Consider the following 15,171-nt stretch of genomic DNA (forward strand, 5'->3'; position numbering starts at 1 on the left):
CTATGGATTTAATAAGAATTTTAAAAGCACAACTTGCTTTTGGTACACATGCTTTGCTTAACAAAGCAGACGCCGTTATAGAAAGTGGCGAAAGAGTGTGTGTAGTTGGTCGAAATGGCGCGGGCAAGTCAACGTTATTAAAAGTACTCGATGGACAAGTTGTTTTAGATGATGGTGAAATAAATCAGCTTGGTGGTATTCGAATTTCTCGTTTAGAGCAAGATCCACCAAAAGGTGCAAGCGGAACTGTATTTGATTACGTGGCACAGGGTATGCCAGAAATCGCTAACCTACTCATTGATTTTCATCATGTTAGCAACGAACTGCAAACACAATGTACTGATAAGTTATTAAATAAACTTGAACGTTTATCAAACCAACTTGAAGCCGCTGATGGTTGGCGTTTTGATAGCCGAATTCAATTAGTTTTGACACAATTAGAATTAACACCAGAGGCTAAGCTTGAGTCTCTTTCTGGTGGCTGGTTACGTAAAGTAGCACTTGCGCGTGCACTTGTAAGTGAGCCTGACTTATTATTACTAGATGAGCCAACAAACCATTTAGATATGGCAAGTGTAATGTGGCTTGAACAGTTTTTAAAAGAATTTAAAGGCGGCATTGTATTTATATCGCATGACCGTGCGTTTATTCGCGCTGTCGCTACGCGTATTTTAGATTTAGATCGCGGTAAACTTATTTCGTACCCAGGTGATTACGCGACTTATCTAGAGCAAAAAGCGCATGATTTAAAAGTAGAAGAAGCGCAAAATGCATTGTTTGATAAGCGTTTAGCTGAAGAAGAAACGTGGATTCGCCAGGGTGTTAAAGCGCGAAGAACGCGTAACGAAGGGCGTGTTCGAGAGCTAAAACAGCTACGTAATGAGCGCAAGCAACGTGTTGATCAAGTTGGAAAAACTGACTTTAATATTGAAACAGCTGATCGCTCAGGTAAGTTGGTATTTGAAGCTAAGAACCTTTGCCATGCATTTAAAGACAAAGTTATTGCTGATGATTTTTCGACACTTGTAATGCGTGGCGACAGAATTGGCTTAGTAGGGCCAAATGGTATTGGTAAAACAACACTATTAAAACTTATGTTTGGTGATTTAGAACCTGATAGTGGTATTACTAAGCAAGGTGTTAATTTAGAGTTTGCTTACTTTGACCAATACCGTGAAAAACTTGACGAAGAAGCAACTGTTCAAGATAACGTTGCCGAAGGTAAACAAGAAGTGATGATGGGCGGTCGTTCACGCCATGTCTTAGGTTACCTGCAAGACTTTTTATTCCCTCCAGCACGCGCTCGAACCCCGGTTAAAGCACTCTCTGGTGGTGAAAAAAATAGACTGCTATTAGCTAAACTGTTTTTAAAACCATCTAATATACTTGTTCTCGATGAGCCAACGAATGACTTGGACATTGAAACGTTAGAGTTATTAGAGGACATTATTAATCAATATCAAGGTACAGTGCTGATTGTAAGCCATGACCGAGAATTTATTGATAATACATGTTCTAGTGTATGGGCATTTGAAGGCAATGGTAAAGTAACAGATATCGTCGGTGGTTATAGCGACTATGAAGCTTATGTAGGTTACTTAGCTGAACAAGAAAAAAAAATTCAGCAACAACCAGTAAAAAAAGTTGAAAAAGTAGCCGCTCCAGCCGCAAAACCAGCAGCTAAGACAAATAAACTCTCTTACAAATTAAAACTTGAATTAGAGCAACTACCGAATAAAATGGAAAAACTAGAAGCTGAAATTGAAGCTCAACAAGCTGTAGTAAGTGACGCAAACTTTTTTAAACAAGAGAGTGATGTAACAACTAAAGCATTGAACCATTTAGCACAACTTGAGTCTGACCTTGAAGCTGCCCTTGAGCGCTGGGAAGAACTTGAAGAATTACAGAATCAGTAGTAAGGACTAAAATGAAATATAAATTACTCGCTGCCAGTATTTTAGCGACATTAAGCACTTCAGCAACAAGTGCGACGTACCAGTTAAGTGAATTAGGGACTCTTGAAGACGCTAAATATTCTTATGTAACAGATGTAAGCGAAAGCGGGCATATTATTGGTTTCGCAAATGGTTTATACAATTTACCTATTGATACCAGCTATATAGATTTTACTGAAAATGTTATTGAAAGTGCTTACGACAGCACAGAAGCAGCATATGAATTAAGTGATAAAGAAATTACTTTCACACTTGATGACATTGAAAATAATGATGCCGTAAGCACTAATCCTGATGCTCATGCTTTTATGGTAAGTTTTTTGGCAAATTCGAATTTAGGAATTCCGTCTAACTTTGAATATCAAAAAATGAGTTCTTTAGTTGGGATTAAATTTAACGAATCAGAGATTACTGAACAACCGATTTTTGATATAGCTTCTGTTGATTATGATGGATTAACTCGTTCTACTGTCAATCTTTTAAATGCAGTAAGTGAAGATGGCGTTACAGTCGGTTGGGGAAGCGCTCCATACGATAAAGTATCTTTTACACCTGATGGTGAAGATGATGCAGAAACGTGGTTTACTCATGAATTTATAGAACGTGGAATTGTAATAAGCGCTGATGGCAGTGTAAGTGTTGAGTTAGAGCCTGAGTTTAATGAATACGGTGGCACAAGCCGCGCTAACGATATTGTTAAAACTAACAGTGGTTATACCGTTGTAGGTAATATGTCTACAAGCATTCCAGATGACAGACAAGATAATATTGACGATAACTGTGATAATGAAGACGAACCTACGTCAGTATGTATCAACTTGTTAAATTCAAATATTTCACGAGGCTTATTTAATAAGCGCGCTGTTAAATGGGAACTTGATGAATCACTTAATATCACATCTGTTGAAGAGCTTGGTATGGCACTGACACCTGACGAAGGTGAAGCGGAAGATGATGCATTTACAAGTACTGCTTTAGCAGTGAACAGCAACGGGACAATTGTAGGTTCATCGAATACACGTTATTACAAAAATGACGATACAATTCTTACAATGCCAGTTTATTTTAAAGACGGTTCGGTTGTTGATTTTATTAATCAAGAAGATGACTGGCAGTCTGGTAAATCAATTGCTATTAATGATAACGATGTAATTACAGGTTATGCAACTAAACGTATTGAAGGTACTCTTCGTAATAAATTCTTTTACCATGATATAGCAACGGGTAGTACGGTTTTCCCTAATGATTACTTTTCAAGCTCAAGTTCTTACGGTAACGATATAAACAACCAAGGTTATATTGTAGGTGAAGGGGAAGTGGGTGTTTCTGATAGCTCGCGACTCAAAGAGGCCTTTATTTACAAAATTGGTGAAGACAAAATCACTAATCTAAACGATTTACTGCCTTGTTATGACACCGACGGTGAAACTGATTACGCTTATACTATGGTTGAAGCGACTGCTATCAACGAAAATAATGAAATATTTGGTACTGCGACTAAAACAGTTGAAAAGCTAGATTCATTAGGCGGTGTAGTAACTGATATTAATGGTGAAATTGAATATGAGAGTATTGCAATAGCAGTTAAACTAACGCCCATTGCTAATGGTGAAGTAGAAAGCTGTGCTCCAGTAGAAGCTGAAGTTTATGAGCGTAACTCTGCTAGCTTTCCTTGGTATACATTATTGTTATTACCACTGGTTGGCTTAAGGCGTGTATTTCGCTTTTAAAGTTTATTGATTATAAAAAAACCAACTTGATAAAGTTGGTTTTTTTTCGTCTATAATATTTTATTAGATTAGGATTGCAGCGATTATTTAGCTTTAACGCCACTAATTATTTCGTGATAACCATGCTTTTTTCACTGAGCGGCGCCAAATAATATCGATACCAAAGTATCCTATAATTGATGCAATAGAAGCACATACTAATGAACCTAATAAAAATGCAGGACCAATTGTTTCTATACTTTCTAAAAACCAAGACCAACTTGCTTCAAATACAAAGTGTTGTTCTGGCTGATTAAGTATTAACGTACCCACTAAGTATGAGCCATAAAAGATAGGTGGCATGGTTAATGGATTCGTAAGCCATACTAAAGCAACTGATATGGGTAAATTAACCCTAAATAATATAGCACCTGCTGCGGCTAAAACCATTTGAAAAGGAACAGGGATGAAAGCAAAAAATAACCCGACCGCGAAGGCCCCTCGAGCTGAACGTCTATTTAAATGCCAAAGATTTGCGTCTTGCAAAAGTCGTCCAAATATTTTTAGTGATTTATGATGTCTAATTTTATTTGGATCAGGTAAAAATCTTTGGATCGTTTTTTTAGCCATTTAAAGCAACCATTTACATCAGTGTGGATAAGTCTTGGGTTTGTAATTGGCTGTGTAGCAACCGTGTTTTATTATCAAACTCTCGAATTTACAGTCTTCACAATTTTCATTGTAATAGTGAGCGCTTATTTTAAGCCGTTTTTAAACGTATTGTTAGGCTTTATTTGTGCAATTTGCTTTGTTGGTATGCATTTTTACCTTTTTTATAGTTTTGAAATACCAAAACCGAACGAAAAGTATGCACTTGATTCTACATTAGTTGTTGAAGAGATTATTTCTGATAAAAAACCTCAGTATATCAAAGCCAAAATAGTGGCATTAGACGGGAGTAGCTTTTCGAATTTTAGAGCACCCAAAGCAATGCTCAGTGTTAATTCTGCACAGCCTTTTACAGTCGGCGATGAATTCTCTGCATTAATCCATTTAAAATATTTTCGCAGTAATAAAAATTTTAATGTGTTTGATAATGAACGTTATGCATTTATAAATAGGATATTATTTAAAGGTAAAGTGCTCAATAAAGAGCTTAATATAATACACAGTGATAAACAAAGCATCGTACTAGATTATCAAAACTTCATTAAAAATACCTATACAAATACAAGATTGCAGTGGCTCTATTATGCATTACTCAGTGGTGATAAATCGTTAATGAGCTATACAGATAAACAATTAATGCAATCACTTGGGTTAAGTCATTTACTAGCTATATCGGGCTTACATATTGGTTTGATTTTTAGCTTTGGTTATTTATTCATTCGATTTATCTGTACGAAAATAAACTTTTCAATTGCTCAATCATTTAACCTTACACTTTACTACAGTTCGTTCGGTTTTATAGCTGCATTAGTTTACGTATATTTAAGTGACTTTTTAGTATCAGCAACGCGAGCGCTAATTATGCTGGGTTGTTATTTGTTACTTTATTTTCTTGCTAAACAGCCGCTGCGTTGGCGTAGTATTTTATTTGCCTTGGTTATAGTGCTTGCTGTTAACCCATTTAATTTACTTAATCCAGGTCTGTATTTTTCATTTTTAGCGGTCGCTATAATTTTTACTGTTATTAATAAATTACCAATATTAAATACACGAATAAAAAACAAAATTATTGCGTTATTTGTTATTCAAGTAGCATTGTTTATCGGTTTATTACCACTTTCACTTTATTTTTTTAATGGCGTGAGTATTGCGGGCCTAGTCATTAACTTAATTGCGATACCGTTTCTTTCCATCATTATTTTACCATTTTTGATTGTTTTTACATTACTGAGTACTTTTATAGATATAGGTAATTTAATACATTTGTTTGATACAGGGTTATATGCGTTATTTAAATTACTTTATGAAATACCCGAGTCGTTAAGATGGCTGACAACAGGAAGAATCGAGTTAATATTCGTCATTTTTACCTATATTACTATGTTGATGATTTACTTCCTCCCCTATAAATTGCTCTGTTTCATTCCTTTAGCAGTACTTTTATTGAATAATCTTCTAAAAGAAAAGCCCAACTGGCAACTTCATGTGTTTGATGTTGGCCATGGTCTCATGGCATTAATTGAAAAAGATAACCAAGTGCTTATCTATGATTTTGGTCCAAGTTATTTTAATCGTTTTAGCCGTACGCGAAGTATTTTATTGCCTTATATAAAAGCAAATAATTTCACAGTAAAAACAGCGATTCTAAGTCATGAAGACAGCGATCACGCTGGAGGAATACAGCATTTTATTGAAGCTGGATTTGGGGAAACATTAAAGCAATTTCATCCTGAAAATACACTTAATGTGTGTGAAGTTCAAAATGTTGATTTTGTTGGTTTAAGAGTAGAAAGCTTTAGCACTAGAGGGTATGGGAATGAAAACGACGATTCATGCGTTGTTAGAGTATCGAGTAATACTCATAGTGTGTTATTTACAGGTGATATATCAAAATCTCGTGAAGCCTCCTTATTAGCGAATAATACACCGTTGAAAAGTACAGTCATGTTAAGCCCGCATCATGGCAGTGATACATCCTCAAGTGTTAATTTTATTAGTGATGTAGCTCCTAAAGTTGTGATTCATTCAAGTGCTTATAAAGGACAGTGGGAATTTCCCAAGCCAGTTGTTGTCGAGCGTTACAAAGCAATAAGCGCCGAGCAATTTACAACAGGCGTTGATGGACAAATTAGTATTAAATTCTACTCAAACAATTTGGTCATAGAAACAGCAAGAGGGCAGGAAAGTTATTGGTTTATCAAAGATTGACGTTTAGTTTTATCTCATCGAAGGATACAATACAGGGAGTTACTGTATTTAGAGAGTGTTATGGATCAAAGTACTGCACAAATTTATAAACGTCTTGTTTCGTATGTTGGCGCATACAAAAGCGTCGCTTTTATCGCAATTGTTGGGATGATAGGCTATTCAGCAATGGATGCTTTATTCATTCAATTAATGAAGCCGTTTATTGATCAAGGTTTAAACCAGCGAAATACAGAAGTTTTAAAGTACGCTCCTTTTGTAGTTATCGTGTTAGTACTAGGGCGTGGTGTTTTTAACTTTATGTCTTCGTACTGTTTAAGTTACGTGGGCTCCCAAGTTGTACGCTCTTTACGCCAAGAGTTATTTGAGCACATATTGCATTTACCCGTTTCTTTTCATGACAAAAACTCAACAGGCGATTTAATTTCAAAAATCACTTTTGACACAGAGCAAGTTCAACAAGCAATTACTAAAGCGTTACTTATTGTTGTACGTGAAGGGGCCTTTGTTGTCTTTTTACTTGGTGTAATGTTTTATACCAGTTGGAAGCTCTCACTTATATTTTTAGTCATCATCCCTCTCGTTGCCATTATTGTAGCAGTTGTATCGAAACGTTTTCGCCATATTTCTAAAAGTATCCAATCAGCTATGGGGCAGGTTACACGTAGCTCTGAACAAATGCTGAGCGGACATAAAGTTATTCATGGATTTGGCGGACAAGACCAAGAAATAAACCATTTCTCAAAGATTAATAATCATAACCGCCAGCAGCGCATTAAAATGGATGCGACAAAAGCTTTAAGTGTATCAATTATTCAAATATTAGCAGCAAGTGCTATGGCTGTTATTTTATGGGCTGTATCTCTTCCATCAATGATTGATACGATTACCTCAGGTGACTTCATGGCATTAATTGCCTCAATGATGATGCTATTGCGACCGCTAAAACAACTCGCTAATGTTAATAGTGATATGCAGCGTGGTATCTCTGCTGCACAAAGTATATTTTTAGTTTTAGATGAAGAAATGGAAAAAGATACTGGCACCGTTTCAGTCGATAAAGTTAAAGGGTTAATTGAAGTTAAAAATGTAACCTTTAAGTACCCAACAAAAGATGAAGCCGTATTAAACGATTTGTCGCTAACGATTAAAGCGGGTGAAAGTATTGCCTTAGTAGGGCGCTCCGGCTCGGGTAAATCAACAATTTCTAATTTATTACCACGCTACTATGACTTAGAGTTACCGAGTGAAATATTACTTGATGGTATAGCCCTGCAGGATTATAAATTAACAGATTTGCGTCGCCAATTTGCTTTAGTGTCTCAGCAGGTCGTGTTATTTAACGATACGATTGCTAACAATATTTGTTATGGCATAAAGCATGATGTGTCTGAGGAAGAATTAGAGCAAGTTGCTAAACAAGCGCACGTTTGGGAGTTTGTTAAAGACCTGCCAGAACAATTAAACACCATGGTAGGTGAAAATGGCGTAATGCTCTCCGGCGGTCAACGCCAGCGTATAGCGATAGCACGTGCAATATTAAAAGACGCACCTATTTTGATTTTAGACGAGGCTACATCAGCACTTGATACCGAATCTGAAAAGCTTATTCAGCAAGCATTAGAAACGCTAATGAAAGATAAAACATCAATTGTTATTGCGCACCGCTTATCTACTATCGAAAACAGTGACCGAATCTATGTTATTGATAATGGTCGTGTAATAGAAAGTGGCGATCACAATAGTTTATTAGCAAATGACGGTACTTATTCAGCCCTTTGCAAAATGCAGTTTGGTGATCAGGCGTGAGTAAAATAGAACAAAGCTGGTATAAACCATTTGGTCTAATTACTTTACTGTTATTACCATTAAGTGCTTTGTTTTGGGTTGTATCTTCATTTCGAAAATACTTATACAGTGCTAAAATACTTAAACCTTTTGAGTGCAAAACGCCTGTAATTGTAGTTGGCAATATAAGTGTTGGCGGTAATGGTAAAACGCCTTTTGTTTTGTGGCTGTATGGTCATTTAACACAGCAAGGTTTATCAGTAGGAATTATTAGTAGAGGATATGGCGGGCAATCAGAAAATTACCCACTGTTAGTTACTGAGCTTGTAGATGCTCAGCAGGCTGGAGATGAGCCCGTACTTTTATACCATCGTTTAAAGTGCCCAATAGCGGTTGGGCCTAATAGACAACACAATATAGATTTATTAGAAAATAATTATACACTCGATGTTATTATTTCTGATGATGGAATGCAGCATTATAAAATGCCTCGTAGCATTGAGTGTTGTATTGTTGATAGTGAGCGTCGTTTTGGTAATGGCTTTGTTATGCCAGCAGGGCCACTTCGTGAAACAACTAAACGTTTGCAAAGTGTCGATATAGTAATTGAAAATGGTGGTGAGGCTAATAATAGCTACGCATTACAAGTAAGTAATCTTCGCTTGGTTAATTCAAGCGATTATGCAAAAAGTAACGTAAGTGAAGCACATGCAATAAGTGCAATTGGGAACCCTAAACGGTTTGAAAACTCACTAGAAGCACAAGATATTACGTTATTATCGACTCATCATTTTAGAGATCATTATGCTTATACAGTAGATGATTTTGCTCAATTTGGTGATGATTGCATTATAATGACCGAAAAAGATGCCGTTAAATGTAAGTCCTTTGCAAAGCCTAATTGGTATTATCTACCTGTTGATGCAGAGCCTACCGATAGCGTAATAAACAAATTAAATTCAATATTAAAAGAAAAAGGAATACTCAATGGCCTTTGATACAAAATTACTCGAGATAATTGCGTGCCCTGTTTGCAAGGGAAAATTACGCTTTGATAGAGACAACAACGAACTAATTAGCACAGCAGCTAAGCTTGCTTATCCTGTTCAAGATGATATTCCAGTATTACTTGAAAATGAAGCACGAGAACTATCTCTAGAAGAGGTTGAAAAGTGGAATTCGTAGTTGTAATTCCTGCTCGTTTTGCATCGACCCGACTACCAGGTAAACCGCTTGCTGATATTTGTGGCAAGCCAATGGTTCAACACGTTTACGAAAAAGCATGTTTATCAGGTGCTAGTAAAGTAGTTATAGCAACCGATCATCAAAAAGTATTTGATGCAGTAAGTATGTTTACTAATGATGTTGTAATGACGCGTGAAGATCACCAGTCGGGTACTGAACGATTAGCTGAAGTGGTTGATTTTCTTAAACTTGATAGCAATACAATTGTGGTTAATGTACAAGGCGATGAGCCATTACTTGCACCAGAAAACGTATCTCAAGTTGCTGCACTATTAAGTGATTCAACAGCACCAATGGCAACGTTAAGTGTTGCTATTGAAGAACGTGATGAAGTATTTAATCCTAATGCCGTTAAAGTGGTTAGCGATATAAATAAAAATGCCCTGTATTTCTCTCGTGCCAGTATACCGTTTGATAGAAATACGATGATGGATGATAGCACTGCCCTTAATTTAGCACCATTTCAACGCCATGTAGGTATTTATGCGTACAGAGCGGGTTTTATTAAACAATACATAGAGCTGAGTGTATCACCATTAGAATTACTTGAATCACTTGAGCAGTTACGTGTTTTGTATCACGGTTATAAAATTAAAATAGAACAAGCTCAAATAGCCCCTCATGCAGGTGTAGATACGCCTGATGACTTAGCTAAAGTGATAGCACATATTAAAAGTAAAAACGTGTGAGTGAGCAATTAAGTAAGATAATAAAAGTTGTTTATACACATAACGACTTTTATATTTTAGAAAAGCCAGCGGGTCTTAATTTTCATTCTGAAGAGGGACCCGGCTTTGTTGTTTTAGCCGAACAACAATTATCGCAAAAGCTTTATGCCGTTCATCGTTTAGATAAAGTGACATCAGGGCTTATTATTTTAGCAAGAAACAAAGCCGCTGCAGCCGCCTTTACTGTTATGTTTACTGAGCATGCGATTGCTAAATTTTATTTAGCGATTAGTGATGCTAAACCTAAAAAGAAGCAGGGGTGGATAAAAGGCGATATGGCTAAGTCTCGCCGTGGCTCGTTTAAGTTACTAACGAGTACACTTAACCCTGCAATCACCCGATTCTATTCTCTGAGTTATAAGCCAGGATTTAGAGGGTATATTTTAAAACCTTACTCTGGCAAAACACATCAACTAAGAGTGGCACTAAAAAGTGTGGGCGCAGCTATTTTAGGCGATGCAATGTATTCAGGCGCGCCTTCTAATCGTACCTATTTACATGCATATGCGTTAAGCTTTTTATGGCAAGGTGAACAAATACAGCTAACTTTATTACCCGATAGTGGTGATGAGTATTTGGCGTTAATTAAACATCAAGATTTTCAAGCATGGCAATCGCCATGGCAACTGGATTGGTAAATGAGCGAAAAAGTTACAGATATACGTTTTGGTGGTATTAAACGTTTATATGGTCATCAACAGTTTGATTGGCTTCAAGAAGCACATTTTTGTGTAGTAGGTATTGGTGGTGTAGGAAGCTGGACAGCAGAAGCACTTGCGCGTACTGGTGTTGGTAAAATAACACTTATAGATTTGGATGATATTTGCGCCACTAACGTAAATAGGCAAATTCATGCGTTAACGGGCACTATTGGTCAAGCTAAAGTCGATGCAATGAAAGCGCGCTGCGAGCTTATTAACCCAGAATGCCAAATTAGTGTAATAGATGACTTTATTACGCTTGATAATATTCAAGAGCATATTCAAGGTTTTGATTATGTAATTGATTGTATTGATGCAGTTAAAGAAAAAGCAGCATTAATTGCTCACTGTAAACGTAATAAACTACCTATAATTACAACTGGTGGTGCTGGCGGGCAAACAGATCCTAGCCAAATAACTTTTGGTGATGTAGCTAAAACTACGCAAGACCCATTACTTGCAAAGGTGCGCTATATTTTGCGCAAGCAATATAATTTTAGTAATAATCCTAAACGTAAGTTTAATATTGATTGTGTTTACTCAACAGAGCAATTGGTTTACCCAGGAAGCGATGGCAGCGTATGTCATGCTAAGCAAAGTGCTGATGGCACAATGAATATGGACTGTAATAATGGTTTTGGCTCTGTGACTATGATCACAGGAAGCTTTGGTTTTTTTGTTGCTGCAAAAGCGGTGCGTAAATATCTAGATAAAAAACAACGCTCACAAGCTTAGTTTTCGTTAACTAAGCTTGTGTTGTGCCATGGTTTGAATTTTTTCAACCATGGCTTTAATACCATTACCACGTGATGCGCTTAAGTGGCTTATAAGGCCGAGCTTTTCAAATTCTTCATACGCATTTTTATTCACTACCTGTTCTGGTGTAAGCCCGTTGTAAAGCGCTAAAATAATGGCTAATAATCCTTTTACTATACGAGTATCAGAGTCACCTATTACAACAAGTGTATTTTCGGTTAAGTCAAATTCAACGAACATCCATACTTTGCTTTCACAGCCTGGTACAAGTGCATCATCAGTTTTCAAAACATCAGCTAAAGCCGGTAACGTTTTTCCTAAAAGCATTATCTCACGATATTTTTGCTGCCAAGCGGTCGCATTTTTTATAGATTCTGTGACTTTTTTAAACGTATTTGTCATGAGTTATCCTAATTAATTCTATTAAACTGGCGTTCAATCTAATAGAGCGATACATTTTTTAAGTGAATCAATGAATATATCTACATCTTTGTAGGTATTATAAAAAGAAAAACTCGCTCTTAACGTTCCATTAAGCCCTAAATGTGTCATTAATGGTTGCGTACAATGGTGTCCACTCCTGACTGCAACCCCATATCCGTCAAGTAAAGTTGCCAAATCATAAGGATGTTCATCTTTAAAATTAAAACAGAGTGTACCAATATTGTCAGATAGGTTGCTGAATATGGTAATGCCATCCACCTTTACCAATTTTTGTGCCGCGTAACTAAACAATTCTTGTTCATATTGCTGTATTTGCACGTGATTCAATTCATTTAAATAGTCTAAAGCGGCACCAAAGCCTAAAACTCCAGAAATATTTGGTGTGCCAGTTTCAAATTTTGCAGGCGCAGGGCGATAAGTGCTATGAGTTAAGTAAACTTTATCGATCATTTCACCGCCGGATTGGTAAATATCTAGCGTATTTAGCTCTTCATAATGGCCATAAAGTACACCTAAGCCTGTTGGACCAAGCATTTTATGGCTTGAGCAGACATAAAAGTCACAGTTTAATTCACGTAAATCGGGTTTTAAATGCAGTGCACCTTGGGCTCCGTCCACTAAGACAAGCGAATTCACCTCTTTTGCAGCTACAATTAGTGGCTTTAAATCAGTGATATTACCCAGTGTGTTCGATGCTTGTGTAATAGCTAATAAGGCAGGTTTTGTTTCTTTTATAAATTCACAGCATTGTTGGGTGTTTAGCGTGCCGTTATTATTTAGCGGCAGAGAGACTAATTTAGCTCCCGTCTGTTGGCTTACTAGTTGCCAAGGCACTATGTTTGCGTGATGCTCAAGCGGAGATATTATTATGGTATGACTTTCATCTAAACGCTTTTTTAAGCCGTTAGCGACCAAATTTATGGCTTCTGTAGCACCTTTAGTCCATACAATCTCTTTACTTAAGACATTAAAAAACCTTGCAGTTTTATCCCGGACTTGTTCATAAGAATAAGTGGCTTGCTCGCTAAGTGTATGGCGTCCACGGTGTACATTTGCATTTTGAGACGTATAAAACTCAGTAATTGTATCTATAACTGATTGAGGCTTTTGTGAGGTTGCTGCTGAGTCTAAATAAACAAGCGGGCAGCCGTTTATTGTTTGATTTAATGTCGGGAAGTCTTTTCTAATTTTATTTATATCAAACTTTAAAGTAGGCATAGCTTATCTACATAGTGTTTTTAAGGCAGGGATTGTAATCGGTTTATGATAATTCTCAAGTGCTGTTAATAAAAAAGGCCGCAAAATGCGGCCTTTTAAACTAACAAGCGCTAATTAACGCTTGTCAGTTGATACGTAGTCACGTTGAGTGTAACCAGTATACATTTGGCGAGGACGGCTGATCTTATGACCAGGTTGAGATAGCATCTCATCCCAGTGAGTGATCCAACCAACAGTACGTGCCATTGCAAAAATTACAGTGAACATGCTTGTTGGAATACCAATCGCTTTTAAGATAATACCAGAGTAGAAATCTACGTTAGGGTATAGTTTCTTCTCTACAAAGTACGGGTCTTCAAGGGCAATTTGCTCAAGCTTCATAGCAATATCAAGAAGTGGATCTTGGATATTTAGCTCAGCTAAAACTTCATGACACGTTTGACGCATTACTGTAGCACGTGGGTCGAAGTTTTTGTAAACGCGGTGACCAAAGCCCATAAGGCGGAATGGGTCAGCTTTGTCTTTAGCTTTAGCAACGTATTCATCAATACGGTCCACAGAGCCAATCTCTTCTAACATGTTTAAACATGCTTCGTTAGCGCCGCCGTGAGCAGGTCCCCATAAAGAAGCAATACCAGCTGCAATACATGCATACGGGTTAGCACCTGATGAACCAGCAAGACGAACTGTTGAAGTCGATGCATTTTGCTCATGATCTGCATGAAGCATAAAGATTTTATCCATAGCTTTAGCAGTTACAGGGTTAACTTTATATTCTTCAGCAGGTACAGAGAACATCATGTGTAAGAAGTTTTCTGCGTAGCTTAAATCGTTACGTGGGTATACAAACGGTTGGCCGATGTTTGTTTTATAAGCCATTGCAGCAATAGTTGGTAACTTAGCAACTAGCTTAACTGCGCTTGTTTTACGTTGTTCTGCATCAGTAATATCAAGGTCTTCATGATAAAAAGATGATAACGCACCCACTACGCCACAAAGCATTGCCATTGGGTGAGCGTCAAAGCGGAAACCTTGGAAAAAGTTAGCAATCTTCTCGTCAAGCATAGTGCTTGTAGTGATTTCATTCTTAAAAACTTCATATTGTTCTTTAGAAGGTAACTCACCATTTAAAAGTAAGTAGCAAAGCTCAATATAGTTAGAATCTTCAGCTAATTGCTCAATTGGGTAACCACGGTGAAGTAGTACACCTTTACCACCATCAATATAGGTGATTGCAGATTCACAAGAACCAGTCGACATGAAACCTGGGTCATAAGTAAAGTGACCATGTGAACCTAACGTACGTACGTCGATTACATCTTGGCCAGCAGTGCCTTGATAAATTGGAAGTTCGATTGGATCTAGTCCATCAATATGGACTGTGGCTTTTTTATCTGCCATCGCTATGTATCTCCTATTAAGATATCTATTCTGATTTTTAGATTTTAAAGTTCTGAAATCTGTTTTAAGCACATCTTCGCATTTTAACGTGAAAGAGGGGGTTAAAGTCAATTTTTATAAACATTATGCATATATGTATAATAAATATTCGGTATTAATTAAATATAATACTATTGGCTAATTCGCAAACATCTCTAAATAAACAAGAATTGTAAAAAGTCCTGTGGGTATATATACTAACGGTGGTTTTAAACCGTATTGTATTTGGGTAAACATATTCTTAACAGCTTAAAATTTACTGTTTTGTGAACTTTAACTATTTTGATACGTTTATTCTGATAGTTCCATCAGT

13 protein-coding genes are annotated in these 15,171 nt (G+C 36.8%); 9 read left to right on the plus strand and 4 right to left on the minus strand.

Annotation, left to right across the window (positions count from 1 at the left end; all coding sequences use genetic code 11):
• Window positions 1-2: 2 nt before the first annotated feature.
• Both H5122_RS03005 and H5122_RS03010 read left to right on the plus strand, forming a co-directional pair.
• Window positions 3-1,916: an ABC transporter ATP-binding protein gene (locus H5122_RS03005; protein WP_002961781.1), complete on the plus strand. Its 1,914-nt coding sequence runs from the start codon at window positions 3-5 to the stop codon at window positions 1,914-1,916.
• Between the two features lie 11 nt (window positions 1,917-1,927).
• The gene (locus H5122_RS03010; protein WP_182681250.1) at window positions 1,928-3,685 is read left to right on the plus strand and encodes a DUF3466 family protein; all 1,758 of its coding nucleotides are present in this window, start codon (window positions 1,928-1,930) and stop codon (window positions 3,683-3,685) included.
• 102 nt (window positions 3,686-3,787) lie between these two features.
• Here the strand turns inward: H5122_RS03010 and H5122_RS03015 are convergent, their stop codons facing one another.
• On the minus strand, window positions 3,788-4,294 hold the full coding sequence (locus H5122_RS03015) for a DUF2062 domain-containing protein (RefSeq protein WP_024595571.1): 507 nt from the start codon (window positions 4,292-4,294) through the stop codon (window positions 3,788-3,790).
• Between H5122_RS03015 and H5122_RS03020 the strand changes: the two genes are divergently transcribed.
• The 7 genes from H5122_RS03020 to tcdA are packed head-to-tail and all read left to right on the plus strand — an operon-like array spanning window position 4,274 to window position 11,735.
• Window positions 4,274-6,541, plus strand: a complete 2,268-nt coding sequence (locus tag H5122_RS03020) for a DNA internalization-related competence protein ComEC/Rec2 (RefSeq protein WP_182681251.1) — start codon at window positions 4,274-4,276, stop codon at window positions 6,539-6,541. The genes H5122_RS03015 and H5122_RS03020 overlap by 21 nt on opposite strands.
• Window positions 6,542-6,601: 60 nt before the next feature.
• On the plus strand, window positions 6,602-8,347 hold the full coding sequence (msbA, locus tag H5122_RS03025) for a lipid A export permease/ATP-binding protein MsbA (RefSeq protein WP_182681252.1): 1,746 nt from the start codon (window positions 6,602-6,604) through the stop codon (window positions 8,345-8,347).
• Entirely contained in the window at window positions 8,344-9,324 is a 981-nt protein-coding gene (lpxK, locus tag H5122_RS03030; RefSeq protein ID WP_182681253.1) for a tetraacyldisaccharide 4'-kinase, read from the plus strand. Before msbA ends, lpxK begins: the two co-directional genes overlap by 4 nt.
• Window positions 9,314-9,511 (plus strand): Trm112 family protein, encoded by a 198-nt coding sequence (locus H5122_RS03035; protein WP_182681254.1) that lies wholly within the window; start codon window positions 9,314-9,316, stop codon window positions 9,509-9,511. The genes lpxK and H5122_RS03035 overlap by 11 nt, the downstream gene beginning before the upstream one ends.
• The gene (gene kdsB / locus H5122_RS03040; RefSeq protein WP_165743201.1) at window positions 9,499-10,260 is read left to right on the plus strand and encodes a 3-deoxy-manno-octulosonate cytidylyltransferase; all 762 of its coding nucleotides are present in this window, start codon (window positions 9,499-9,501) and stop codon (window positions 10,258-10,260) included. Before H5122_RS03035 ends, kdsB begins: the two co-directional genes overlap by 13 nt.
• Window positions 10,257-10,937: a TIGR01621 family pseudouridine synthase gene (locus H5122_RS03045; RefSeq protein WP_165723482.1), complete on the plus strand. Its 681-nt coding sequence runs from the start codon at window positions 10,257-10,259 to the stop codon at window positions 10,935-10,937. Before kdsB ends, H5122_RS03045 begins: the two co-directional genes overlap by 4 nt.
• Window positions 10,938-11,735 carry a tRNA cyclic N6-threonylcarbamoyladenosine(37) synthase TcdA gene (gene tcdA / locus H5122_RS03050; RefSeq protein ID WP_002961793.1) on the plus strand — a complete coding sequence of 266 codons (798 nt, stop codon included), beginning with the start codon at window positions 10,938-10,940 and terminating at the stop codon, window positions 11,733-11,735.
• Window positions 11,736-11,741: 6 nt separating this feature from the next.
• Here the strand turns inward: tcdA and H5122_RS03055 are convergent, their stop codons facing one another.
• The 3 genes from H5122_RS03055 to H5122_RS03065 form a co-directional block, all read right to left on the minus strand.
• Window positions 11,742-12,158 (minus strand): SufE family protein, encoded by a 417-nt coding sequence (locus H5122_RS03055; protein WP_182671593.1) that lies wholly within the window; start codon window positions 12,156-12,158, stop codon window positions 11,742-11,744.
• Window positions 12,159-12,191: 33 nt separating this feature from the next.
• Window positions 12,192-13,418: a SufS family cysteine desulfurase gene (locus tag H5122_RS03060; protein ID WP_182681255.1), complete on the minus strand. Its 1,227-nt coding sequence runs from the start codon at window positions 13,416-13,418 to the stop codon at window positions 12,192-12,194.
• A gap of 114 nt (window positions 13,419-13,532) precedes the next feature.
• Window positions 13,533-14,819, minus strand: a complete 1,287-nt coding sequence (locus tag H5122_RS03065) for a citrate synthase (protein ID WP_002961796.1) — start codon at window positions 14,817-14,819, stop codon at window positions 13,533-13,535.
• Between the last annotated feature and the right edge of the window lie 352 nt (window positions 14,820-15,171).

Source organism: Pseudoalteromonas sp. SG43-8 (assembly GCF_014164245.1).
Lineage (GTDB): Bacteria > Pseudomonadota > Gammaproteobacteria > Enterobacterales > Alteromonadaceae > Pseudoalteromonas > Pseudoalteromonas distincta.